At 69.1% G+C, this 22,872-nt stretch carries 24 protein-coding genes and 1 tRNA gene; 13 read left to right on the top strand and 12 right to left on the bottom strand.

Features of this window, described 5'->3' with window-relative positions; genetic code table 11:
* Positions 1–250 precede the first annotated feature (250 nt).
* From JXZ78_RS13595 to JXZ78_RS40250, 3 genes are all read left to right on the top strand, one after another.
* Positions 251–442 carry a hypothetical protein gene (locus JXZ78_RS13595; protein ID WP_030022499.1) on the top strand — a complete coding sequence of 64 codons (192 nt, stop codon included), beginning with the start codon at positions 251–253 and terminating at the stop codon, positions 440–442.
* Positions 443–684: 242 nt separating this feature from the next.
* Positions 685–1,659, top strand: coding sequence for an erythromycin esterase family protein (locus JXZ78_RS13590; RefSeq protein WP_275127759.1), 975 nt, complete (start codon positions 685–687; stop codon positions 1,657–1,659).
* Positions 1,656–1,874 (top strand): erythromycin esterase family protein, encoded by a 219-nt coding sequence (locus JXZ78_RS40250; protein WP_275127758.1) that lies wholly within the window; start codon positions 1,656–1,658, stop codon positions 1,872–1,874. Before JXZ78_RS13590 ends, JXZ78_RS40250 begins: the two co-directional genes overlap by 4 nt.
* 298 nt (positions 1,875–2,172) lie before the next feature.
* Here the strand turns inward: JXZ78_RS40250 and JXZ78_RS13585 are convergent, their stop codons facing one another.
* Positions 2,173–3,534 (bottom strand): SGNH/GDSL hydrolase family protein, encoded by a 1,362-nt coding sequence (locus JXZ78_RS13585; RefSeq protein ID WP_238783089.1) that lies wholly within the window; start codon positions 3,532–3,534, stop codon positions 2,173–2,175.
* 195 nt (positions 3,535–3,729) lie between these two features.
* On the opposite strand from JXZ78_RS13585, the gene JXZ78_RS13580 reads away from it, so the two are divergent.
* On the top strand, positions 3,730–4,227 hold the full coding sequence (locus JXZ78_RS13580) for a hypothetical protein (RefSeq protein ID WP_030022501.1): 498 nt from the start codon (positions 3,730–3,732) through the stop codon (positions 4,225–4,227).
* Between the two features lie 144 nt (positions 4,228–4,371).
* Here JXZ78_RS13580 and JXZ78_RS13575 read toward each other — a convergent pair whose 3' ends face one another.
* Entirely contained in the window at positions 4,372–5,016 is a 645-nt protein-coding gene (locus tag JXZ78_RS13575; protein WP_030022502.1) for a pentapeptide repeat-containing protein, read from the bottom strand.
* A 413-nt stretch (positions 5,017–5,429) separates the two neighbouring features.
* Between JXZ78_RS13575 and JXZ78_RS13570 the strand changes: the two genes are divergently transcribed.
* Positions 5,430–6,443: a zinc-binding dehydrogenase gene (locus tag JXZ78_RS13570; RefSeq protein ID WP_030022504.1), complete on the top strand. Its 1,014-nt coding sequence runs from the start codon at positions 5,430–5,432 to the stop codon at positions 6,441–6,443.
* A gap of 52 nt (positions 6,444–6,495) precedes the next feature.
* Here the strand turns inward: JXZ78_RS13570 and JXZ78_RS13565 are convergent, their stop codons facing one another.
* The gene (locus JXZ78_RS13565) at positions 6,496–7,146 is read right to left on the bottom strand and encodes a M24 family metallopeptidase (protein WP_308281019.1); all 651 of its coding nucleotides are present in this window, start codon (positions 7,144–7,146) and stop codon (positions 6,496–6,498) included.
* Between the two features lie 103 nt (positions 7,147–7,249).
* Between JXZ78_RS13565 and JXZ78_RS13560 the strand changes: the two genes are divergently transcribed.
* Complete coding sequence (locus JXZ78_RS13560; protein ID WP_030022508.1) at positions 7,250–8,122, top strand: AraC family transcriptional regulator; 873 nt, start codon at positions 7,250–7,252, stop codon at positions 8,120–8,122.
* A gap of 24 nt (positions 8,123–8,146) precedes the next feature.
* On the opposite strand, the gene JXZ78_RS13555 is transcribed toward JXZ78_RS13560, so the two are convergent.
* Positions 8,147–8,452, bottom strand: coding sequence for a hypothetical protein (locus tag JXZ78_RS13555; protein ID WP_157851672.1), 306 nt, complete (start codon positions 8,450–8,452; stop codon positions 8,147–8,149).
* A gap of 141 nt (positions 8,453–8,593) precedes the next feature.
* Here JXZ78_RS13555 and JXZ78_RS13550 point away from each other — a divergent pair, with 141 nt between their 5' ends.
* The 4 genes from JXZ78_RS13550 (at position 8,594) to JXZ78_RS13535 (ending at position 12,451) form a co-directional block, all read left to right on the top strand.
* Positions 8,594–9,127, top strand: coding sequence for a hypothetical protein (locus tag JXZ78_RS13550; RefSeq protein WP_030022511.1), 534 nt, complete (start codon positions 8,594–8,596; stop codon positions 9,125–9,127).
* A 72-nt stretch (positions 9,128–9,199) separates the two neighbouring features.
* The gene (locus JXZ78_RS13545; protein WP_157851673.1) at positions 9,200–9,427 is read left to right on the top strand and encodes a hypothetical protein; all 228 of its coding nucleotides are present in this window, start codon (positions 9,200–9,202) and stop codon (positions 9,425–9,427) included.
* Positions 9,428–9,885: 458 nt separating this feature from the next.
* Entirely contained in the window at positions 9,886–11,115 is a 1,230-nt protein-coding gene (locus JXZ78_RS13540; protein WP_030022514.1) for an amidohydrolase family protein, read from the top strand.
* 412 nt (positions 11,116–11,527) lie between these two features.
* On the top strand, positions 11,528–12,451 hold the full coding sequence (locus JXZ78_RS13535; RefSeq protein WP_030022515.1) for an FkbM family methyltransferase: 924 nt from the start codon (positions 11,528–11,530) through the stop codon (positions 12,449–12,451).
* Between the two features lie 68 nt (positions 12,452–12,519).
* On the opposite strand, the gene JXZ78_RS13530 is transcribed toward JXZ78_RS13535, so the two are convergent.
* The 7 genes from JXZ78_RS13530 to JXZ78_RS13505 form a co-directional block, all read right to left on the bottom strand.
* Complete coding sequence (locus tag JXZ78_RS13530; protein ID WP_157851674.1) at positions 12,520–13,245, bottom strand: hypothetical protein; 726 nt, start codon at positions 13,243–13,245, stop codon at positions 12,520–12,522.
* A gap of 671 nt (positions 13,246–13,916) precedes the next feature.
* Positions 13,917–15,134, bottom strand: coding sequence for a putative T7SS-secreted protein (locus JXZ78_RS13525; RefSeq protein WP_030022517.1), 1,218 nt, complete (start codon positions 15,132–15,134; stop codon positions 13,917–13,919).
* 17 nt (positions 15,135–15,151) lie between these two features.
* The gene (locus JXZ78_RS13520; protein WP_050502787.1) at positions 15,152–15,511 is read right to left on the bottom strand and encodes a DUF6317 family protein; all 360 of its coding nucleotides are present in this window, start codon (positions 15,509–15,511) and stop codon (positions 15,152–15,154) included.
* A 282-nt stretch (positions 15,512–15,793) separates the two neighbouring features.
* Positions 15,794–16,552 carry a glycosyltransferase family 2 protein gene (locus JXZ78_RS13515; protein WP_030022519.1) on the bottom strand — a complete coding sequence of 253 codons (759 nt, stop codon included), beginning with the start codon at positions 16,550–16,552 and terminating at the stop codon, positions 15,794–15,796.
* A gap of 2 nt (positions 16,553–16,554) precedes the next feature.
* Positions 16,555–17,343 (bottom strand): GntR family transcriptional regulator, encoded by a 789-nt coding sequence (locus JXZ78_RS13510; protein ID WP_030022520.1) that lies wholly within the window; start codon positions 17,341–17,343, stop codon positions 16,555–16,557.
* A 153-nt stretch (positions 17,344–17,496) separates the two neighbouring features.
* Entirely contained in the window at positions 17,497–17,823 is a 327-nt protein-coding gene (locus JXZ78_RS41305) for a hypothetical protein (RefSeq protein ID WP_505016624.1), read from the bottom strand.
* Positions 17,824–17,931: 108 nt separating this feature from the next.
* Positions 17,932–18,005 (bottom strand) — tRNA-Thr (locus JXZ78_RS13505).
* 177 nt (positions 18,006–18,182) lie between these two features.
* Between JXZ78_RS13505 and JXZ78_RS13500 the strand changes: the two genes are divergently transcribed.
* From JXZ78_RS13500 to JXZ78_RS13490, 3 genes are all read left to right on the top strand, one after another.
* On the top strand, positions 18,183–19,319 hold the full coding sequence (locus JXZ78_RS13500; RefSeq protein WP_030022521.1) for an ABC transporter ATP-binding protein: 1,137 nt from the start codon (positions 18,183–18,185) through the stop codon (positions 19,317–19,319).
* A gap of 240 nt (positions 19,320–19,559) precedes the next feature.
* Positions 19,560–19,979: a hypothetical protein gene (locus JXZ78_RS13495; protein ID WP_030022522.1), complete on the top strand. Its 420-nt coding sequence runs from the start codon at positions 19,560–19,562 to the stop codon at positions 19,977–19,979.
* A gap of 30 nt (positions 19,980–20,009) precedes the next feature.
* On the top strand, positions 20,010–20,735 hold the full coding sequence (locus JXZ78_RS13490) for a nucleotidyltransferase family protein (RefSeq protein WP_030022523.1): 726 nt from the start codon (positions 20,010–20,012) through the stop codon (positions 20,733–20,735).
* 248 nt (positions 20,736–20,983) lie between these two features.
* On the opposite strand, the gene JXZ78_RS13485 is transcribed toward JXZ78_RS13490, so the two are convergent.
* Entirely contained in the window at positions 20,984–22,687 is a 1,704-nt protein-coding gene (locus tag JXZ78_RS13485; RefSeq protein ID WP_030022524.1) for a DoxX family protein, read from the bottom strand.
* Positions 22,688–22,872: the final 185 nt, after the last annotated feature.

Below are 22,872 nucleotides of genomic sequence, written 5' to 3'. Positions count from 1 at the left end.
GCTTGCCCTGCGACGCCGCCCCCTCCCCGCTTCTCTCCCCTCCCCCTTCTCTCCCCTTCCTCTTCTCTCCCCTTCCTCCCTCGGCCCCCTTACCTGGCTGCCCCTCGTCCGCCTGGCCTTCGGGACCATGGGCGGATGGCTCGCGCGTGGCTGTGGCGATGAGGTGTTGCCAGGGCCACCACCGGGCGCGTTCTACCCCCCGTAAAAACCGGGCGGTTGTCCGTAGCGCGTGGTCATGGGGCTACGAGCCATGATCCTTCTCAAGTTGCCGCGGCGAATTGAGGGGCGAAAAACATGGCTGCACACCGACGCCGACACCGGGAACGAGTCCAAGGCCGAGCCCGAGCCGGAGCCCGAGGCCGAGGCCGAGGCCAAGGCCAAGGCCAACGAGAACGACTCCGAGGCCGCATCGACCGACGGGCGCTACTGGCTACGGCCATGATCGCGACGGGAGCACTCCTCGCCCCCGTAACAGCCGAAGCCGCCCAAGCCCCGGCAGCTCCTGCCTCTGCCGCACCCCTCTCCACCGCCCCAACCCCCTCTGCCACCTCGGCCGGTTCCGCCGCCCCAACCCCCTCTGCCACCTCGGCCGGTTCCGCCGCCCCAGCACGCACAGAACACCCGGCACGCACAGAACACCCGGCACGCACCCCCGTCCCCGCACTGGAACGAGCGGCCCATCCGTTGCGCTCGACCGAACCCGGCGGAAACACGACCGACCTGCGCGCGCTGTCCGCCATGATCGGCAGCGCCAAGGTCGTCGGTCTCGGCGAGACCACCCACGGCTCCCACGAGTTCTTCACCATGAAGCACCGCCTCTTCCGTCACCTCGTCGAGAAGAAAGGTTTCACCACCTTCGCCCTGGAGCTGAGCTGGTCCGCGGGGCTCCAGATCGACGAGTACCTCCAGACCGGCAAAGGCGACGCCCGCCAGGTCGCCAAGCAGGCCCTGGCCAACTCTCCCTGGGACCGCGAGGAATTCGTCAGCCTCATCACCTGGATGCGCGACTACAATCGCCGCCACCCCGGCCGTACCGTCCACTTCATGGGCGACGACATCGGCGCCCCCAGCATCAACGACGGGTTCTTCGGCCGCGTCACCAACTACGTACGACGGAACCATCCGGAGTCGCTGCCGAAGCTCGACGAGCTGTACACCGGGCTGCGCCCGATCGACGACGTCTTCGCCTACCTGCGCAAACCACTGGCGGAACGCCAGTGGCTCGCCCTCAAGGCTCGGCAAGCCCTGGACCTGATCACCGGCCTGAAGGGGCCCGGTGGGGACGCCTTCGACCGGACCGAGCAGAACGCCCGATCCATCGCCCAGACCGCCAAGTTTCTGACCATGGACGTCACCGACCCCGCCTCGGTCTCCGCCTCCCAGCGCTACCGCGACGAAGTGATGGCCCAGAACATCACCTGGTGGCAGCGGCGCACCGGCCACAAGATCCTGCTCTCCGCACAGAACGACCATGTCGGTTACGTCGCCGGCGACCCCGTCACCTACCCGAAGACGCAGGGCTCGTTCCTACGCGACGCGCTGGGCACGAACTACACCCCCATCGGCTTCACCTTCCACCACGTTCCTTCCTCTCGAAGGACGCTGCCCTCACCGGCGACTGGAAAAAGTTCACCGTGGGCGCCCCCGATGCCGCCATGAACGAGCACACCCTCGACAGAGTCCGCTACCGGAACTTCTACTTCGACGTCCGCCGCACCTCACCCACCGCTCGCACCTGGCTGAACGCCACCCGCCCCACCCGCAACATCGGCACGCAGCACCCCCACCCGGACGCCCACGTCGCCATCGCCCATTCCTTCGACGTCCTCATCCACCTCCACGCCATCCACGAAGCCACCCTGCCGAAGCCATGACGCCCACCCCACTCCGCTCCATCCCGCTCCGGCACGGCACGGCACGGAATGGAGTGGAACGGCACGGCACGGAATGGAACGGCTCGACCGGCTCGGCCCGGCCCGGCGAGGCCGCGTCCATCGTCCGCGAGTCCTCGCCGCGCCGATCCGGCCGTTCAGACCTCCCGCCCTTCCAGGTCAGTCCCCTTCCCGGCCCAGCCACCAAGTCACCCGGTCACCAAGTCACCAAGTCACCAAGCAGGCAAGGCGCCAACCCACCAGCCGCCAACCGGCCCGGCCGGCCCTCCGCCCCTCCCCTTTACAGCTCGTCCAGGTCGACCGCCTCAGCCATGGCGCGGTATCCCGCGTCGCTCGGGTGCAGGTGGTCGCCGACGTCATAGGCCGGGGCCAGGCGGTCCCGGTCGGCCGGGTCGGCCAGGGCCCGGTCCAGGTCAACGACCTCGTCGTACTCGCCGGAGGTGCGTATCCACTCGTTGAGCGCGTCCCGCTTGGCCTCCCCCCGCTCGGAGTAGTACCCGGCGCCCTTGAACGGCGTCACCGTCGCACCGATCACCTTCACCCCCGCCGCGTGTGCCTGGCGGATCAGCGAGCGGTGCCCCTGGATGAGCTGGGCGAGCGACACGTCCGGAGCCTGGCCACCGGGCCAGTCCGGCGAGGCGCTGGCGCCGATGTCGTTGATCCCCTCCAGCACGATGACCGTGCCCACGTTCGGCTCACCGAGCACGTCGTGCCGGAACCGGGCCACGCCCTTCTCCCCGGCCCACGTCGAGTCCGCGGTGATCCGGTTTCCGCTGATGCCCTGGTTGAGCACGCTGCGCGGGTGACCGGTGGCCGCGAAGCGCTCCGCCAGCACGTCCGGATAGCGGCGGTTCGCGTCCACGGTCGCGCCGTAGCCGTCGGTGATGGAGTCACCGAAGGTCACCACCGCTCTCCGACGGGTGTCGTCCTTGCCCCCGGCGACCTCCACCCCCGACAGGTAGTACCAGGACTGGGACTGCTCGGTGAAGGCCGCACCCCCGGTGTCCGCACGGTGGTCACCCGCCGCGCGGTAGGTCGTGGCCTGGGCCGACTGGTGGAAGGTGGCCGGCCCGGTGGGCCCGGCCAGGTACAGCGTCACGGTCAGGGACTCCAGGGCCTTGACCTTCATCGGCAGCCTGTCGCTGCGCACCTCGCCGCCCGCGGGCACGGTCACCGACTGCTGCCGCCCGAAGAGCAGCTGCCGTACGGTCCCGTCCTGCACCGTCGCCCCCTTGCCCGTACGGGCGACAGTCGCACCGGTCACCGTCAGCGGCGTCCGGCCGTAACGGTTGGACAGCTCGAAACGGGCCTGGTCACCTCCCGTACTGACCCGGACCACCTGCCGGACCGTCTGGTCGGTGAAGCCCTGCGTCGACCAGTTCGGGCTCAGCGCGTGCGGCGCCTGCGCGGAGGTCGCCCAGGCGCCCCGCCATCGCTGCCCACCGCCGTGGTCACCGTCCCGAGCTTCCGCGAAGCGCCCGGTGTTCCCCTCACCCGGCCCCGCCGCAGTCCCCGATACCCCCGCGGCCCCCGCCACGGGCGCCGCCGCGGCCACCGCGGCCGCCTCCCGCTCCGTACCGAGCACGGGAAGTGCCGCCAGTACCGCGGCGGCGAAGAGTGCGACGCCCGAGCGTCTGGTCATGGAACCTGTCATGATCCGTCCCCACCCTCTGCTTTGTTGCCTCGTCTGTCCGCTGATCTGTCAGTGGTCCCGCCCGTAGGCCAGACCGCTGGTCTGCCCGTGAGCCTGTCCGTGGGCCCGTCCGCGCCCCGCCTCCGCCCGCTACGACGACCGCGACGGCGCGGACGAACGTACGAGCGTGACACCATCAAGAACGTGATCGACCTCGGCTATTCCCTTTCCCGCCGTTTTCCGGACCCGCCGCAGACGGACTACCGCACCGCGGACGTACGGGCCCTGCGCCACGACCTCTTCTGCGGCGACGTCTACCTGGCCGACACCAAGGAGGACCGCGAGGTCCAGACCTCCTGGGGCTGGGTGCCGGTGCTGGACTTCGCCTGGGCCCTGTGCGACATCGTCGAACGGATCGACCGCGACCCCCTCGGCAACCGCGCCGCTCAGCCCCAGTTCGCGGAGCTGGATTTCACCGAGTCGGCGGACCGGATGTACTTCGAACGCCGCTTCGGGTGGGTGGACGTCGACGCCGACTGGATGCCGGCCGACGAAGCCCCGCTCACCTTCCAGCACTCCGCCCTGCGCCGCGAGGCCCGTGACTTCCTGCACGACCTGATCGCCGACCTCACCGACCTGCACGACGGGCTCGGTGACAACCCGGCCGTATGGGACCTCCAGGCCCGCTTCCCCCGCCTCTGAACCTTCGCCCCCGCGCGCGCCGGCCACCCCGCTCGCGCGCTCCACTCGTCCTTCCCACCCCGCCACTCCCCTCCCCGGCCGGCCCGCCGTGGACCACGCCCCGTAAACCACTCCCCATGACTTACTCCCCGCCGCACCCCCCGCTCACTCCACCCGCACCCCTATCTCCGCCGCGAACGCCGGCGCCAGGTCCATCAGCTGCGCCGAACTGATCACCGCGCCCGCCAGCCGGTCGATCCCCCGGGCGATGTCCAGCCGGGCCACCCCGCGCAGGTCCACATCGCGCATCCGTACGCCGCTGAAGTCCACCCGGGACAGCGTGCAGTCGTCGAAGCTCACCCGTTCCAGCTCCGCGCCGGCGAAGTCCGCCTCCACCAGTACGCACCCCTCGAAGGCGACGTCCTTCAGCTTCGCCTTGCGCAGATTCAGGAAGTCGATCTTCCCGCCGCGCACCACCACCCGCTCCAGCACCGCCGCGTGCATCTGGACGCCACCGAGCCGCGCGTCCAGGACCTCGACGTCCCTCAGCGACGCCTGCGACAGGTCCGTCCCCACCCCGCGCACTCCGTCCAGCACGCTGTCGATGAACCGCGCCCGGCTCAGGACCGTTTCATCCAGCGCGCACCGCCGTAGAGCGCAGTCCATGAACCGGGCCCCACGCCCCGGCTGCCCCGTCAGGTCGGCGTCCGCGAACTCCAACCCGTCGTAATCCCCTTCGGTCTCCAACTCGACGCCCGCATACGCCTGGAGCTCCGGCAGCCGCACCGTCGGCCGCCGCACCTCCCGCACCGAACGCCCCGCTCCGCCCTGCCGCACCGGCCGCCCCGTCCCGCCGTCACGCTCCCTCACGCCCGCCCACCGCCTTCCTGTCCTTCCGTCCCGAACCCATCCGCACGACCAACTGACCCCATCGTGAACCACCCCACTGACAATTCCCCGGACCAGCCAGCTGACCAGGGCAAACACCCCTCGGACCACACGAACCGACCACCCCTCGCCACACGTCGTCGGACGTCAGCCCGCATCAGCCCGCATCAACCCGCATCAGCTCACGCCAGCTCACGACGGCCCACCTCTACGAACCCGAAGATCCAACCTTGACCTCAACCAAAGTTGAGGAAACAGAGTGAGGGCCAACGGCACATCCACCCGCTCCGCCGGTTCACCCGGCGTACGGCCACCACCCGCACCAGGAGAACGCCATGCACGCAGTCCGGCTGCACGCCTTCGGCCCCGCCGAGAACCTCACGTACGAGCAGGTCGAAGACCCCCGCCCGGGCCCCGGCCAGGTGCGGATCGCCGTGGCGGCGGCCGGCGTCCACCTGCTCGACACAGCCCTGCGCGAGGGCCTCACCGGCGGCCCCGCCCCGCTCCCCGACCTGCCGACCGTCCCCGGCTGCGAGGTCGCGGGCACGGTGGACGCCCTCGGCGAGGGCACGGATCCCGAATGGCTGGGCCGCCGGGTCGTCGCCCACCTGGGCATGAACCCGGGCGGCTACGCCGAGAAGGCCGTCGTCGACGCGGAAAAGCTGCACGACATCCCCGGAAACCTGGACGAGGGCCAGGCCGTAGCCATGATCGGCACCGGCCGCACCACCATGGGCATCCTGCTCTTCGCCGACCTCACCGCCGACGACATCGCGATCGTCCCGGCGGCGGCCGGCGGCATCGGCTCCCTGCTCGTCCAGTACGTGAAGAACGCCGGCGCGACCGTCATCGGCCTCGCCGGCGGCCCGGCCAAGACCGAACGCGTACGGAAGCTGGGGGCCGACCTCGCCGTGGACTACAAGGAGGCCGACTGGCCCACCGAGGTACGCGCCTTCCTGGACGGGCGTGACGCCCCCGGCGCCACCCTCGTCTTCGACTCCGTGGGCGGCGCACCGGGCCGCGCCGCCGTGGACCTGCTCGCCCGCGGCGGACGTCACCTCGTCTTCGGCTGGTCCTCGGGCGGCCTGCTGACCGGCGGGCCGCTGGAGTTCGCCGAGGGTGAGCTCGCCGAACGTGGCATCACCTCGGAGCACGTACTGGGCCCTGTGATGATGGCCAAGGCGGGCGGCGACCACCCGATGCGCTCCCTGGAGACCGCGTCCCTCGCCGAGGCGGCGGCCGGCCGTCTCGTACCGGACGTGCAACGTTTCCCCCTGGCCGAGGCAGCGGCCGCCCATCGCGCCCTGGAGAGCCGCGGCACGATGGGCAAGGTCGTCCTGATCCCGTAACCCGTGACGCCCGCAGTCCCTAGCCCTTAGCCGGTGCCCGTAGCCATTCTGGCTACGCCTCACTCACCGCCCCCGGGCGGACCGCCTCGGAGGCGGCCTGCTGCGCCTCCCGTACGCCGCCGTGCACCTTGCGTTCCTCGGCCGACGGCGGCCCCACGTGCACGGTCCGCCCGGAGTTCGAGCCGTAACCGTCCCGCAGGCCGACGAGATCGAGCACGACCATGTCGCCGTCGGCGATGACCCGTTCGCCCGCCCCGTGCCGCGGGTCGGCCCCGTCGGGCCCCGCCCCGACGACCGCAAAGGCGACCACCTGATGACCATTTTCAGCCAGCAGCCGCGCGACATCGGGCGCGACTTCACTTTCCCGCCGCCCGGCGAAGCACAACCCGAGGGCCGCCTCGTACGCGGCGTCCGATGCCGCCACCGCGGCTGCCGGCCGTTCCACCTCGAAGGTGTCCATGACGGCACGCAGCATCGGCAGCGCCTCCGTCATCGCGAGATACGAGGTCCCCGGCGCGGCGCGCTGCAACGCCAGCAGGTCACGGGCCCACGTCATGTCCGGGGCCCCGTAACCCCCGTTCGGAAACAGCCACTTCGCAAGGCGGGCATACGGACCCGCCCCCTCCGCCCAGGCGGCCACCGACAGCGCCCCCACCCCTGCGGCCTGCTCCGCGACGGGCCGCTCGTCCGCCGGTACCGGCAACCGTGGCTCCCCTCCGCCACACCCGACCGAACCGGGCACAAGATATCGGGTACGGGACCATGCGGTCCTCCTAACGTCATAGACGTAAGGGAAGGAGACCGGAGTGCTGGAACGGCTGAACGAGGCCCTGGAACACATCGAGGCGCACATTCACCGCCGGATCGAGGTGACCGAACTGGCGAGAATCGCCATGACGTCGGACTACCACTTCCGTCGTATGTTCTCCGCGCTCGCCGGAATGCCGTTGTCGGAATACATCCGCCGCCGGCGGCTCACGGTCGCGGGAGCCAAAGTCCTCGCCGGAGACCGGACGCTGCTGGACATCGCGGTGCGGTACGGATACGGCTCGGGTGAAGCGTTCGCGCGGGCTTTCCGGTCCGTACACGGTGTGGGACCGGGAGAAGCCCGGCGGGACGGAGCTCCGCTGCACGCCCAGCCCCGGATGTCCTTCCGTCTCATTGTCGAAGGGAGCAGCAGTATGCGATACCGGATCGTGGAGAAGGAACAGTTTCACGTCGTGGGGAAGAAGGCGCGGGTCCCGCTCGTCCATGAAGGGGCGAACCCGGCGATCGCGGAGTTCGTCCGGGGTATCGGCCAGGAGACGATACGGCGGATCGCCGCCCTCTCCGACCAGCAGCCGGAAGGCATCGTGGCCGTGTGCGACGACCTCGACCCCAGCCGCGCGGAGGGCACCGACCTCGATTACTACCACGGTGTGGTGCCCCAGGCGGACGCGCCGGACGCCCTGGACACGCTGGTCGTCCCGCCGGGCACCTGGGCCGTTTTCGAGCATTCCGGGCCGTTCCCGGAAACACTGCAGATTCTGTGGCGCGACGTGTTCACCCAGTGGTTCCCGTCCAACCCGTACCGGAGCAGGCCGGGCCCTGAAATCCTCCGCACCCGCCTCTCGGAAAACGGAAACGAGGCAGACGCGGAACTGTGGATTCCGGTGGAACGGGTGGCGATTTCCGACTGACGCGGCCCGTACGGCCTCATCGTCCTATGCGTCGGCGGCGATGGGGCCGGTACCGGGGCCCGGGGTGGCCTGGGAGCTGTGCACCGCCGAGAGGAAGTAAGCCGCAGCCACTGGTTTCTCGGCAAAAGATGGTTCCAGCCGGGTGGCCCTGATGAGCGGCCCTATGGGGGGCTCCCGTTTGTCCAGCAAGACGGCCTCGGCCTCCCGGGACGGCATCGGCGACGGCAGATGGGCTATGCCGTCGCCGGTGAGCCACTTACTGATGTCGGTGGCCCGGCCGATGCTGAGGCGACCCCATTCGGCGTTGTACTGCTCACGCGGTCGGCCCATGGAGACGGCTGCCACCCCGTTGCCGTTGTCCAAGGGCCGTGCCCGTCATGCGTTAGCGCAGCGTTAGCCGGGCGACGGCGAAAAAACAGCGGTGGCCGACAGTCTTGTTCTCACCAACCGACGCCGAACGGGGAGAGAAAAATGTCGCACCTCACCACTCTTGGTCACGTCCGCAAGGCTGCCGCCGCCGTGGTCATCGCCGCCGCCGCATTCGGGCTCACCGCCTGTGGCCAGGGCGGCGACAGCAAGGCCGCTTCTTCACCGTCGGCGGCCTCGTCCGCAGCCTCGTCGTCCGCAGCCTCGTCGTCCGCCTCCGATGGCGACCGGCAGGCACCCGCCGCCTCGACCAGGACCACTCAGAAGACTTCCCAGAAGACCTCTCCGAAGGCCTCCCACGGCGCGTCGTCGAGCGCCTCCAAGGAGACGGGGGAGCGCTGCACGAACAAGTTCAACTACGCGGACGACCCGAGGTCCAACGCCGAGATCAACAGCATCGGCGCAGAAACCGGCCACTGCCCGGCCCCCAAGAAGAAGAACGCCACACCGCCCGGCACTCCCAAGAAGCCCGGCGTCAGCTGCACCAACCAGATCAACTACGCAGGCGACTCCCGGCCCAACGCCGAAATCAACACCATCGGCGACAAGACCGGCTACTGCCCGCCGATCAAGCACTAGTGGGCTCTCGCGGTACGTATCCCGACTCACCCCCGGCAGGGAATGTTCGTCGCTGCCGGGTACTCGTCACAGATGACGACACGAAAGGCCAAGACCGGCGCCTTCGCGGTCGCAACCTGGATCGCCATCACCCTGATTCTGCAGTACGAGACAGAAGGGTCCTGGCTCCGCTCCGCCCTGTGGGGAGCCCTGGCCACGCCACTCGCCTTCTGGATGGCCTGGCTGCGCACCCGCATGAATAAGCACGCCAGGGAGTGGGGCCGCCGCCACTCACGCTCGTGGCCAGAACGGAAGCGGTGACCTCGCCGGCACTGCCGCGACGTCATGCACACCACGCCCCACGACCCCGCACCTCACACTCACATCTCCCGCATTCATATCCCGCACACCGCCTCAGCTCCTCCCCTCGCAGGTGCACACGCGAGCGAACGCGCCCCACCCGAGCGACCCGACAGAGCCCGGCCTGTCCAGTTCTGTGGGCCGCGTGCGTCCCGTGCGTCCTGTGCAGGGCAAGATCCGTATCCGTGGCACCCCCGCCCCGCCGCTTCCGCCCTCCAGCACCACCCCTACCCGCCTCCTCCTGTAGGAGATACGGGCGTACCCAGGGCGAGTCACCCCGACCCGGTGGCGCTCAGCGGCGAGACGTCACCAAGAAGGCGACACCGACTGCGCCTTGTTGCTCGCGCGCGCCGTCTATACCCTCGACCTGACGGGTCGTCAGGTACGTCGCCGGCGCGGCGACCGCTGAGAGGGGCCTCATGACTGGCCAGACGAACGGTACGCACGGCACCACCGACATCCCCCGCGTGATCAGCGTCGACGACCACGTGATCGAACCGGCGCACCTCTTCGAGACCTGGCTGCCCGCCAAGTACCGCGAACTCGGGCCGAAGCCGTTCACCGCCGGCATCGGCGAGCTGGCGTACGTCGGCGGCAAGTACAAGTTCACGACCGATCCGGCCGGCCAGCTGACGGACTGGTGGCGGTACGAGGGAGATCTCTTCCCGTACAAGCGGATCATCGCGGCCGTCGGGTTCTCCCGGGACGAGATGACGCTCGACGGCATCACCCGCGAACAGATGCGGCGCGGCTGCTGGGACCCGAAGGCGCGCCTCGCGGACATGGACCTCAATCATGTCGAAGCGTCGCTGTGCTTCCCGACCTTTCCACGATTCTGCGGGCAGACCTTCGCCGAGGCCCAGGACAAGGAAGTCGGCCTGGCGTGCGTCCGTGCGTACAACGACTGGATGGTGGAGGAATGGTGCGGGGACAGCGGTGGTCGGCTGATTCCGCTGTGCCTGATCCCGTTGTGGGACGTGGATCTCGCCGTGCGGGAGATTCGGCGTAATGCCGCCCGAGGGGTGCGCGCCGTGACCTTCAGCGAGATCCCCACCTACCTGGGGCTGCCGAGCATTCACTCGGGCTATTGGGATCCATTCTTCGCGGAGTGCGAGGCGACGGGGACGGTCGTGTGTATGCACATCGGCTCGTCGTCACAGATGCCTGCCGCCTCGCCGGACGCTCCGCCGGCCGTGCAAGCGTCGCTGTCCTTCAACAACGCCATGGCGTCGATGATGGACTTCCTCTTCAGTGGCGTCCTGGTGAAATTCCCCCGGCTGAAGCTGGCGTACGCGGAAGGGCAGATGGGCTGGATTCCGTACGCGCTGGAACGAGCGGACGACGTGTGGGAGGAGCACCGCGCCTGGGGCGGCGTACGCGACCTGATTCCCGAGCCGCCCTCCACGTACTACTACCGCCAGATCTTCTGCTGCTTCTTCCGCGACAAGCACGGCGTCGCGTCGATCGAAACGGTTGGCGTCGACAATGCCACCTTCGAGACCGACTACCCGCATGTCGACTCGACGTGGCCGCACACCAAGAAGGTGGCCGCGGAGCACGTCGCCGGAATGCCGCCGGACGTGGCTTACAAGGTCCTCCGCGGGAACGCGATCCGCATGCTCGACCTGGATTTCGACAAGACGCGGTGATAGCGGACGGGCACGATTCGCTTCGCCCTGGCGGTGCCGCTACAGGCACCTGGCCGGTGGCTGCGGCTCCGGCTCGATTTCGGAGGCTGCGGTTCAGGTCGACGGCCGCCAGGTCGACCGAGCACCGAGACGAGGACCGTTGCCCGTAAGGGCGGCCGTCCCGGAGGGCTGAGGGCCGGCTGGTTCCGGCACCTACGTCGCGGAGCCGCCTCAGCGACTGCGGATGGCCCGGCCCTGGTCGCGGGAGCAGCTCGACGGGCCACCGTTCCGCGCCGACCTGGCCGGCCGGTCGAGGCGGCGGACATCATCGTGCCGCACGCGTACCGCGAAATCGTTTACGAGGTCCCCATCGAACGCCGTACGTAGAGTGATCCGGATCCGCACGGCCGGCACGACGTCTTCGGGGACTCAGGTGACATCTCTCCTCACGCAGTTCAAGCTCGACCTCTCCCGCTGGTACGTGCGCTACGCCCCCGGCACGCTCGGCAAGGCCGGCATCGTGGAGTCCTATCTGAACGCCGGACTGCGCGACCACCCACGCATCCGCCGGGCCCGCACGCGCTTCGGCGCCACGTTCGTCACCGACACCCGGGACCTGATCCAGCGGTACATCTACCTCTTCGGGGTGTGGGAGCCACACCTGACGCGGTGGCTGGAGCATCGGCTCCGGCCTGGCGACGTCTTCGTGGACGTGGGCGCGAACATCGGCTACTACAGCCTGCTCGCCTCACGGTTGGTCGGTACGGAGGGCGCTGTGGTCGCTCTGGAGGCGTCCCCCGACTTCCACCGCGTGCTGCGCAAGCAAGTGGCGATCAACGGGTACGGAAACGTTCGTGCGGTGAACGCCGCGATCTCGGACCGCGAGGAGATGCTCACCTTCATCCTCGCCAGCTCGCACAACATGGGGGCCAACAGCATCGTGCCGTACGCCGGCGAGGCCGAGTCCACCTTCGAAGTAGCAGCTCAGCCGCTGTCGGATGTCCTCAGCCCTGATGAGCTCGCGCGAGCGCGAGTGATCAAGATCGATGTGGAGGGGGCTGAGGGCTCCGTCGTACGGGGGCTGATCCCGTTGCTCGACCAGCTTCGGCCCGACGCGGAGCTGGCCATCGAGGTAACGCCGCAGCGGATGCTCGAACTGGGCGAGTCGGCCGAGGAATTGCTGGGCGCTCTGCGGACGAACGGGTTCCACATGTATCGCCTTCCGAACGACTACACCGCCAGCCGTTACCCGGCAGCCTTGCGACGCGAAGCAGAGGTGCCGATCCGGTGGCGGGAGCCGGTCACCGAGGAGAGCGAACTGCTCTTCTCCCGCGTTGACGCCGAATACTTGCCGTAGGCCCCCGGAGGCGGGGCAGTGATCGCGCGGGTACACCAACACGTCTTCCGCTCGACTCCGCCAAGGGCTCAGCCGAAGGGCGTCGCGGGCGCCTTGCCATCAGCGTGGGGTTGGCCGGGCGAAGGCCTCGCTGGGGAGTCCAAAGGTGTCCTCGGTGAGGTGGGCTGAGAGCCTCCCTGAGGTGACGTGTGGTCTGGCTCGTCGAACGTCACGCTGTTCAGCAGCGCCACGATGTCGGAGCAGTACGCGTCCCAATGGCCCTCACAGGGCGTCGTGAGGTTGAAGGAAACGAGACACTGCTCCTGGCCCTCCACTCCCTCTGGCACCGGCAGGTACACCTGCATTTCTGCCATCGGCAGGTCCAGCTCTTCCCCCAATGCGGAGGTCTCAGCCGGGATGTGGAAGCCGTTCACGCCCGTCAGCACCGCGGCAGGACCGACCGGGGTGTCGAATACCGTTCCGGCCCAGGAATCTCCCCGCGCGGCGACGAGAGCGCGCACCATGCCGTCCGCCGCGATTGCTGCATCCCCGAAGGCGAAGGGCGTCACCGTGACAAGCAAGGTGCCGAGGGACAGTTCACCTTCGTAGGCGCGCAGGCAGGTTCCGGCGTACAGCGTCCCGGACTCTTCGAGTGCCTGCGACACTTTCTGCAGGTTGCTCACAAGGTTCTCGTAGGCCGCGGGCCTCGCTTCGAGAGCTTCCCGTGACACGCGCATGAACAGTTCCTGTCGCGCTTCTTCGACAGTCATCCCTATGGGAATTTCCGTGAAGCCCGCAGGCGCGATGAATTCCAACTCTAGCTTCCCATCCGGTCGTTGTGCGGCCCTGCGTGAGGGGGAGGAGGGGAAGGGGGCGAGACAGGGAACTGGGCTGCCTGCTGGCGGCGGTAACGCTCAAGCAGACGCAGGTTCTCTTGATGCCAGCGCCTCGTGTACCGCGGGCCGAGGGCGGCTGCGGCCAGGCACAGAAGGCCGACGAGGCAGGAGCCCACCGTGGCCGGCACCGTCTCGCGCACGGCCCACGCCAGCGCGAAGAATCCTGCGGCGAAGACGCAGCACACGCTGATCAGCTGAGCCGGGCGCCACCCCTCATAGGCTTTGCCCTGCCTCTGCGCACGTGCAGCCCGCTCCGGGGGGATCGGCGGCGGGTCGGTGGCCGCGGACGGACCGTGGGGTACAGCTCCTGGCCAAGGCTGAGCGACGGCGCTCCACGAGCCGACCGCCTGCACGCGCGCCAGGGTCGCCTGGGCACGCTGCCGGGCCGCCGGACTGTCGTCGCGAGTGAAGAGCAAACGACGCTGCCCTCGTCCGTAAGGCTCATCCGCGCTGAGCACATAGCCCAACTCCGCGCCGATCCAGGTAACCCGGTCAGCACGCATCGCCCCGAACCCGGTGAAGACGACTTCGACAGTCGGGCGTCCGTCGAATCGTGCTGCTACCGCCGCCTCATCCTTCATGCTCTTCTCTCACCCGCCGTCAGTGGTTTCCTGGTCTTTCGCGCTGCCCTTCTTCCACGCGTTCTCCACAGCGACCAGAAGAGGGCCGCCGCCGGGAATTCCCATCTCCACGGCCTGACGGCGGTTCGTCGGCTTGAAGTTCTCGAATACGGACGGATCACCGAACAGCCCGGCCCAGGAGTCGACCAGTCCGAAGTTGGAGGCCGCGTCCGCCGCACGGCTCTTGAAGATCGCGGTGCCCAGCTTTCCTCCGACGCGGACGGCGCCACCGAACGGGATCGTGCCCAGCGCGTCCTGCGCCAGCGTCCGGTTCGACACGACGTCTTCGCCGCCCGCCATACGAGCGGTGCCGTGAAGCACGAGCGCCCCTGCAGCGAATCCGGACGATGTGACCTCCAAGCCAGCGGCAAGCGGCCCTAGGACGATCTCCGAGGGAGGGAAGACGAGGCCGAGAGCAGCGATGCCCACTCCGGCAGCGCCGAGTATGGCGCTGACCGTCGACAGGACATCGCCGACAGCAGCGATGGCGTTGGCGTGATTCTTCACCCAGTCCCAGGCTTGCTGCGCCAGGAGGGAGTTGGCCTCGGCCAGTGACTTGATGGCGTCGCCGATGCGATCCAGCAATCCAGGTTCGTCGGGAGCTTCTTCCGAGGCTTTGCGTACGGCCTCAGCGATCTTCTCCGCTGCATCGTCATGCTGATGTTTGAGGCGTTTGGCGTCCTCGATGAGTGTGTCGAGAGCGTTCCTGGCAGCATCAAGCTCTTTCACTGCCCGGTTCAAACGCTGCTCGGCGTTGTGCAGCTCTTCATCGGTGTCGAATGTCTGCCCCGCCAGCCCCAGATTCGGGTTCCCCTCCGCGTCCCGCACACGAGAACGGGCGGTTACCGCGCGGGCCTCCAGGTCTGCCGACCGAGACTTCATGCTACTCAGCTTCGCGGACCACTCATTCAGCTGGAAACCGCAGTCGTAGAAGCTCTGCGTCGCGGAGTCGACCAGCTTCGGCAGTTCCTTCACCTGGGCGGAGAACGCGTCTGCGGCAACGCCCTTCCACGCATCTCCGCCGCGGGTTATGGAGTTCAGGGTCTGCCACACCGAACTCAGGTTTCGGTGCGCCTCGAACGACTGATCCGTGAGTGCACGTACCGCCGAGAGACTGCCAGGGGTCGGATCGAAGCCGATGCCCGGGTACCCCGCAGCCTCGGAAGGTATCTTCCCGCCGCCACTCATGAGCCCTCCCTACCCGCCTACCCGAAGACTCGGGACGTGGCACCGGATGTCGATTGCGGCGACGAGGAACCGGGGGAAGCCCCCTCAAGGCCCTTGGCGAACGCTTGCTGAATTCCCGTCTCGCAGGCTCGGTACGATTCCGCAGTGGCATCCACCGAGCCGCGTATGGAGTTCGCCAGTCCGGCGATCTGCCCGATTCCGTACTTCCACTTCGACTGAAAGTCCGAGCAGGCGGAATCCAGGGAGTCGTGTCCCAGCTGCCCTGCGGTGGCTTGGTCCATCTTGCGCGTCACGGTCCGCATACCGGTGACGCTCTCGTCGAGCTTTCGCGAGATGGAGCCGAGTTCGTGCACATCGACTTTGAAAGTCCCCGGCAAGAGAGCTCTCCCCCTTACTCCTGCGCCTGTCCGCCGTACAGGCAGAGCAGCCTAACAGCGACAAGATCCCGGCGCGGCGGGGAGGACCAACCAATACCACGCCTTAACGGAGGTAGTAGCGTGGCTGGGGCCGTGGTGCAGCAATCCAGCCTGGTCCCGAAGAACGTCAAAACGCCACCGAGACATGGCATTGTCGTGTCGGGTTCTGGACACGGCGGGCTGGATAGCGAAGAGCGGCTGCGGGGGCACTCCGGCACCCCCACAGCCGCTCTCAAGTCGTGACTACGCGGCCCCGTACCGCCAATCAGTCATCGCCGCCAGAACCCGAGCGCGCGCCTCCACAACCGCGAACCGTGCCTCCCGCTCGCCTTCATGAACGTGAGCCGCCTGGCTCGTCGCCTGCCCCGGCCACTTGCGGTACAGCAGCCCCGTCTCGGCGGAGAAGTGGCCGCGGCTGACCGCGCTCAGGGCCATCAGCAGGCCCGTGTCCTCGCTCGCCGGCAGGGCCATCCAGCCGCCCAGGGCCAGGAGCAGGTCGCGGCGTATGAAGAGGGTCGCCGGGTGGACCTGGGCGCGGTAGTCGTGGGTCTTCCAGTGTTGGAGGACGGCGCCGCGTTCGATCGGGCCCTCGGGCGGGTCCTGTTCAAAGCCGACGGTGGAGCCGTCGGGGAGGAGGTCCACGGCGCGGGAGGTGGCCCAGCCGAGCGAGGAGTCGGCGGTGAGGGCCTGAAGGTCGCGGGCCAGGGCGCCCGGGGTCAGCATGTCGTCGGCGTCCAGAACCTTGACGTACTCGCCCTCGGCGCGGGACAGGCCCAGCATGCGAGCGATCGCCGCGCGCCCCTGCCGGCCCTGGCCGAAGGATATCCGCGGGTCGTCGGGCAGGTGGGGCGTCACGGCGTCGGTCTCGCCGTCCTCCTGGATCACCCACTGCCAGTCCCAGCCATCGGGCAGTCGCTGCTCGGTCAGCGACTTGTACGCGTCGGCCAGGAACTTCGCGGCCGGCGGGTGGACGGCCGTGATCACCGTGATGAGGTTCGTCATCGTCACCACCGGTCCAGACGGGTTGTGAAGACCAGCTCGATGCGGTCGCCGGGCATGGTCACGTCCGAGACGTCCACCACCCGCCCCCCGGTGTCGATGGAGATCTTGCGGAGCACGATCACGGAGACGCCCTTCTGGAGGCCGAGCTCCTCGGCCTCCTCTGTTGTCGGAGGCCGGGCCGTCACCCGCTCGACGATGTGGTCGAGCTCGATGCCGATGGTGTGCAGCTGGCTCTGCGTGCCACCCGGCCACGGCTCGTTGGACTCGTCGAGAAGGTCCGGGTTGGCCGCCACCACGTCGTGGACGAGGCGTGAGCACACGAGGCTGAGAGCCCCGTCCCCGTCGCGCGGGTAGGTGCGGTAGCTGCGTTCGAGCAACCGGGTGCCTACGGGTACGGCGAAGGTTGCCGCCAGGTCCTCGTCGGCCTTCGTTTCGCGGTACCGGGCCTTGAAGACGAGATCGGAGACGGTGAGTCCGGTGTCGTGCTCGGTGGCGCCGGTCTGCCGACGCTCGTCCTGTGTCGCGCGCGCCCGGTCCTTCTCCCACTGGTGACGTTCGTTGGTACGTTCCGCCCGCTGCGGAGGCTTGCGGACGAAGTTGCCGACGCCGTGCCGTTTGTCGATCAGCCCCTCGGCCAGCAGCTCCCCCAGCGCGTCGCGCATCGTCGGAACGCTGGTCTTGTACTGCTTCGCCAGTGCGGTCTCCGCCGGCAGACGCTCTCCCGGCCTCATCCGACCTGCACGGATGCGCTGACGAAGTGCGTCAGCGATCCGCTCGTACTTCTTGGCCACGGGGTGCTCACCGTCCCTGATCGTCGGACGGTTTCAGAGTAAGTCCTGAAGAGGAGTAGACGACGTGAGGACTGGGCTGTAGGGATGACTTCTCAAGAGGAGTAGAGGAAAGGCCGCCTTCATGGCCCGTTTACGTCTTCACCTGCGTCAACGTCACCACGTTCGCCGTCCAGCGCCGATATTGGGCCGGGAGCGGGCAGAGATCCGCGGAACGCCATCACCCCGCTCATCGGAAAGCACCGCGGAGGCCGCCACCGCCCCGAGCACGTGGACCAGCTCTACCGCCCCGCACACCGAACCACCGGCGACCGGTGGGAAGTTGAGTTGGGCCGCCGCCGAAGAGTGGCCGGAAGGACTCGGAGCGGTGGAGCAGGGAAGCTCTGACAGCCGGTCCCGGCTGGGCCGAAGCCCGGGAACCGGCCCGTCGGGTCGTACCGGCGAAGATCGCGTCAACCGCTTGGCGATCAGGGGCCATCTCACGGCCGGCCTCCCCGCCCTCGGCCAGGCACGCGCCCGGCGCCACCGCCGGCCAAGTGACAGCAGAAAGCCCCAGGCCACCACCGGTGACCTGGGGCTTCTCACTCCCTGAGCCCCCTGTCGGATTCGAACCGACGACCTACGCTTTACAAGAGCGTTGCTCTGACCAGCTGAGCTAAGGAGGCGCGCCTGATGCAGTGTACCCAGGCTCGCAGCCTACCTGGCGCCGCTGTTTCGTGGCCCGCGGGCTACTGACACCGGGCGTCGGCCCGGGTACCGTCACGGACAGTCCACAGCAGTGGACTACACCACTCCTTTTACTCGGATCGTCCGGCACGTTCCTGCCGGTGAAGGGACACATCATGGCCACGGTCACGTACGACCAGGCGACCCGGATCTACCCGGGTTCCGACAAGCCCGCCGTCGACAAGCTCAACATCGAGATCGAGGACGGCGAGTTCCTCGTCCTGGTCGGCCCCTCCGGGTGCGGCAAGTCCACGTCACTGCGGATGCTGGCGGGCCTGGAGGACGTCAACGACGGCGCGATCCGGATCGGGGAGCGGGACGTCACCCACCTGCCGCCCAAGGACCGGGACATCGCCATGGTGTTCCAGAACTACGCGCTGTACCCGCACATGACCGTCGCCGACAACATGGGCTTCGCGCTCAAGATCGCCGGCGTGAACAAGACGGAGATCCGGCAGAAGGTCGAGGACGCGGCGAAGATCCTGGACCTGACCGAGTACCTGGGGCGCAAGCCGAAGGCGCTCTCCGGTGGCCAGCGGCAGCGTGTCGCGATGGGCCGGGCGATCGTCCGGGAGCCGCAGGTGTTCCTCATGGACGAGCCGCTGTCCAACCTGGACGCCAAGCTGCGCGTGCAGACCCGTACGCAGATCGCCGGCCTGCAGCGCCGTCTCGGGATCACGACGGTCTACGTCACCCACGACCAGGTCGAGGCCATGACGATGGGCGACCGCGTCGCCGTCCTCAAGGACGGGCTGCTCCAGCAGGTCGACTCGCCGCGCAACATGTACGACCGGCCCAGCAACCTCTTCGTCGCGGGCTTCATCGGCTCGCCGGCGATGAACCTGGTCGAGGTGCCGATCACGGACGGCGGTGTGAAGTTCGGCAACAGCGTGGTGCCGGTCAGCCGGGAGGCGCTGGCGGCCGCTGCCGACAAGGGCGACCGTACGGTCACCGTCGGCGTCCGGCCCGAGCACTTCGACATCGTCGAGCAGAACGGCGGCGCCGCGAAATCGCTCTCCAAGGAGACCGCGGACGCCCCGGCGGGCCTGGCCGTCACCGTGAACGTCGTCGAGGAGCTGGGTGCCGACGGGTACGTGTACGGGTCCGCGGTCGTCGGTGACGAGCACAAGGACCTGGTCGTACGTGTCAATGGGCGGCAGGTGCCGGAGAAGGGCACCGAGCTGCACGTCGTACCGCGGCCGGGCGAGACGCACGTCTTCTCGACGTCGACGGGTGAGCGGCTGAGCGACTGAGCGGTTGAGCGGTTGAGCGACTGAGCTTGAGCGACTGAGCGGGTGCGGCGGCGCCGGTCCTTCGGGGCCGGTGCCGCCGTTTTCTGCGCGGGTCACCGTACGCGCTGTGTCGACAAATACCCCGGCAGAGCCGTCATTTCGAGCGTGTACGTCAACATCGCGCACGCACTTCGGAGGAAAAGATCCCTCGATTCGGTGACTAAATGTCGCCAAATCATCACTACTCGCTACCATCGCCCCGTGAACTCCGCAGCCCGCCGTATCGGCCGAACCCTCGCCCTTGTCCTCCCCGTCGTGCTCGTCCTGTCCGGGACGCTCGCGGTCACCCGCGTCCCGTGGGCATCGCCGGGTACGGACTCGAAGATGCTGACCGCCTCCTCCGAGAACGCCTCCACCAAGGCGGGCTCCCGGGCGCCGCAGGACGTGCTCCGCGACCGGCTCCTGGTGGAACTCCAGGAGAAGAATCCCGGTGTCGCCCTGACCCACCTCCAGGAGGAGACCACCAAGCGCCCCTCCCTGGCCAAGCACTGCGTGGCCATCGCGCGCGCCCTCGGCCGTGCCGCGGTCGCCAAGTACGGCGGTGCCGCGCACCGTGCGCAGGCCTGGTCCCGGCCGGTCTGTGACACCTCGTTCGCCACCGGCGTCGCCTCTGTCCAGTGAGCCCGGCTCGCACCGCATAGGGTGCGAACCATGACAGCCCCGTGCCCGCACCCCACGCAGGCCGTGATCCTGGCCGGAGGCCAGGGTTCGCGACTTCGCCCGTACACCGACGACCGTCCCAAGCCGATGGTCGAGATTCCCGGAACCGGAACCCCGATCATCGGCCACCAGCTCGCATGGCTGGCCGCCGAGGGCGTCACGGACGCGGTCGTCTCCTGCGGTCACCTCGCCGAGGTGCTCCAGGACTGGCTGTCCCAGGCACAACTTCCCCTGCGTGTCACCACCGTTGTCGAGACCGAACCCCTCGGTCGCGGTGGCGGTCTCAAGTACGCCGCCGCCTCGCTGCCCCGGCCCGACGAGCCCTGGTACGCGACCAACGGTGACATCTGGACCCGCTTCTCGCTGCGCGAGATGGCGGACTTCCACCATGAGCGCGGCGCCGACGCCACGCTCGCGCTGGCCCGGCCGCGCATCCCGTGGGGCGCCGTGGAGACCGACGAGTTCGGCCACGTCCTCGACTTCATCGAGTCGCCGCCCTCCCCTTATCTGATCAACGCCGGCGTGTACGTCTTCTCCGCCGCCTTCACCGGGCTGCTGCCCGCGCGCGGGGACCACGAGCGCACGACGTTCCCCCGTCTGGCCCGGGAACGGCGCCTGGCCGGCTTCCCCCTGCCGCACGGCGCGTACTGGCGCGCCATCGACACGGCCAAGGACCTCACCGAGGCTGCCAAGGAGCTGGGGTCTCAGCGAGTGTGAGCGGTACCGGATGAGCTGTCTCCACGGGTGACGCGTTGGAGCTACGCATACGGACAACGTGTTCGGGTGACGTGTTCGGGTGACGCGTTCGGGCAGCGCTCATGAGGGGCGCATCGGAGGAATGCCGCATCCGGTCAGCAGCCGACGCAAGGAACCGCCCCCATGGCCGATGCCATGGGGGCGGTCCGTTCGCCTGTGAGGGTCTCACGGGGCTCAAGGGGCCTTGCTGCGCCCCAGGAGCCCCTCCCCTACCCCAAGAGGCCGCCCAGCGTGCCTCCGCGCCCCCTGCCGTTGCTGGAGCTGCTCGAACCGCTGTCGCTCGTCCCGCCGTTGGTGCCACCGGCGGTGCCGCCCACGGACGGTGCCTGGGGGGTCGTCGCGGGGGCCCGCGTCGGTGCGGTCTGCCGCGACGGGGTGCCGCTGGAGGAGCGGCCGGTGTCCGGTGCCGATCCGCTCACGCTGCCGGTGGCCCGGGCCGTGCCGGGAGCCGAGGCGGAGGGGGTCTTCGACTTCGGGGTGCCCGCCTTGCGCGAGGCGCCCGCCGACGGCTTTCCGGAGTGCTTCGGCGCCTTGCCGGGGTGGCCGGGGCCGTGCTGCGCCTTCGGGCCGCCGGGCTGTGACTGCTGCGGCAGCGGCGAGCCGGGGAGATTGTTCGTCGCGGGCTCGCCGGGCTCCGGTACGGACGGCACCGAGGCGGACCGTACGGCTCCGCCCAGCAGCGACCCGACCAGCAGCGTCAGCCCGGCGACCACGGCCGTCAGGACGGCGCCGCGGCGCAGGACGCGGCGGCGCAGGTCCCACAGCTCGACGCGCGGGCCCAGCCGCCGCCACGCCTCGCCGGCGAGCCGGGCGTCCATCGAGTAGACCGGCGCGCCCGCGATGAGCAGCGGGCTCCAGGCGGCGAGGTAGATGATGTCGGGCGCGTCGTACACGGGCACGGTGCGCCAGCTGACGGTCATCAGGAGGGCCGCGGAGAGCAGGGCGCCGAACGAGGCGGCGACCCGCTGCCACAGTCCGCACATGGTCAGCACGCCGACCACGACCTGGAGGAAGGCCACGGTCAGGCCGGCTCCCACGGGGTGCGAGAGCGCGAAGTCGCGCAGCGGGGCGACCAGCGACCAAGGGTGCAGCGACTGGAGCCACTTGACCATCGAACCGCGCTCGCCGCCGTCGAAGTAGACGGGGTCGCAGAGCTTGCCCATGCCCGCGTACACGCTGATGAAGCCGAGGAAGACGCGCAGCGGCAGCAGCACGACGCCGAGGTTCATCCGGCGGCCGGGGTAGTACGCGTGCCGGATCGTCGGGTCGCCGGCGCGCCGCCCGGCCGCGTCGCCGTACCGCTCGTACGCCGCCGTCTCCTCGTCCGAGTACGGCGGTTCCTCGTCGTAGTGGTCGTAGGCGCCGGTGGTCGGGCGCACGCCCTTGAGCAGGGTGGTGTCGGCATCCACGGGGCCGCGCTGCTGGCCGACCATGGCCGGGGCCGGGCCGCCGGAGCCGGTGACCGTACCCGTGCCCGCGCCCGTACCGGTCCCCAGGCCCGTGCTCGTACCGGGCTGCTCCTCGTCGAGCCGGACCCTGGGCAGGACCTGGGTCGTGGTGCCGATGTCGTCGCTCCGGTCGGCGGTGACCGTGGTGCGGCCCGACATCCGTACGGCATGAAGAAGTTGGCTGGTGGCGGCGGTGGTGCCGCCCGGTTCGGTGCGGCCGCTCCACACCACGGGTGCGCGGCGTCTGCCGCCCGCCGGCTCCCGGACCACGGGGATGCGCGCGGTGTCGGCCATGGCGCTGCTGCTCGCGGCGGGCGCGGCGAGCTGCACGCGGAAGCTGGCGTGATTGACAATGACCTGCGCGGGATCGCACGGCACCTTGACCGAGCTCAGCACCGGCTCGTCATCGAAGCCCGGCGAGCGTCCCCCCGTAGGCGTGCGGGGTGTTCTGGTGTCCACGCTCATCTAACCGAGTGACCCGCGTTTAAGACACTGCCTTGACCGCCCCGAACTGTCCGAGACCCGTCAAGGAGACGCGCGATCACCGCCGCCCCGGCGGGTGACCTCCACCGGGCCGCCTCGGCACACTGGCGGTGCCGCCCTTCTGCGGGGCGCCGCACAGCCTTCCGGATGACGCTTCGTACATCCGT

The organism is Streptomyces monomycini (assembly GCF_022271435.1).
Lineage (GTDB): Bacteria > Actinomycetota > Actinomycetes > Streptomycetales > Streptomycetaceae > Streptomyces > Streptomyces monomycini.
The sequence above is the reverse complement of the archived record's forward strand: the minus strand, read 5'-3'. Positions and strand labels throughout refer to the sequence as shown.

What these genes read in the sequence shown, in the direction of transcription:
- JXZ78_RS13540 (WP_030022514.1), top strand. Translation starts at nt 9,886, where the DNA reads ATGACTGGCCAGACGAACGGTACGCACGGCACCACCGACATCCCCCGC.
- JXZ78_RS13490 (WP_030022523.1), top strand. Translation starts at nt 20,010, where the DNA reads ATGACAGCCCCGTGCCCGCACCCCACGCAGGCCGTGATCCTGGCCGGA.
- JXZ78_RS13555 (WP_157851672.1), bottom strand. Translation starts at nt 8,452, where the DNA reads ATGGGCCGACCGCGTGAGCAGTACAACGCCGAATGGGGTCGCCTCAGC.
- JXZ78_RS13515 (WP_030022519.1), bottom strand. Translation starts at nt 16,552, where the DNA reads ATGACGAACCTCATCACGGTGATCACGGCCGTCCACCCGCCGGCCGCG.
- JXZ78_RS13545 (WP_157851673.1), top strand. Translation starts at nt 9,200, where the DNA reads ATGACGACACGAAAGGCCAAGACCGGCGCCTTCGCGGTCGCAACCTGG.
- JXZ78_RS13570 (WP_030022504.1), top strand. Translation starts at nt 5,430, where the DNA reads ATGCACGCAGTCCGGCTGCACGCCTTCGGCCCCGCCGAGAACCTCACG.
- JXZ78_RS13500 (WP_030022521.1), top strand. Translation starts at nt 18,183, where the DNA reads ATGGCCACGGTCACGTACGACCAGGCGACCCGGATCTACCCGGGTTCC.
- JXZ78_RS13485 (WP_030022524.1), bottom strand. Translation starts at nt 22,687, where the DNA reads ATGAGCGTGGACACCAGAACACCCCGCACGCCTACGGGGGGACGCTCG.
- JXZ78_RS13585 (WP_238783089.1), bottom strand. Translation starts at nt 3,534, where the DNA reads ATGACCAGACGCTCGGGCGTCGCACTCTTCGCCGCCGCGGTACTGGCG.
- JXZ78_RS13550 (WP_030022511.1), top strand. Translation starts at nt 8,594, where the DNA reads ATGTCGCACCTCACCACTCTTGGTCACGTCCGCAAGGCTGCCGCCGCC.
- JXZ78_RS13525 (WP_030022517.1), bottom strand. Translation starts at nt 15,134, where the DNA reads ATGAGTGGCGGCGGGAAGATACCTTCCGAGGCTGCGGGGTACCCGGGC.
- JXZ78_RS13595 (WP_030022499.1), top strand. Translation starts at nt 251, where the DNA reads ATGATCCTTCTCAAGTTGCCGCGGCGAATTGAGGGGCGAAAAACATGG.
- JXZ78_RS40250 (WP_275127758.1), top strand. Translation starts at nt 1,656, where the DNA reads ATGAACGAGCACACCCTCGACAGAGTCCGCTACCGGAACTTCTACTTC.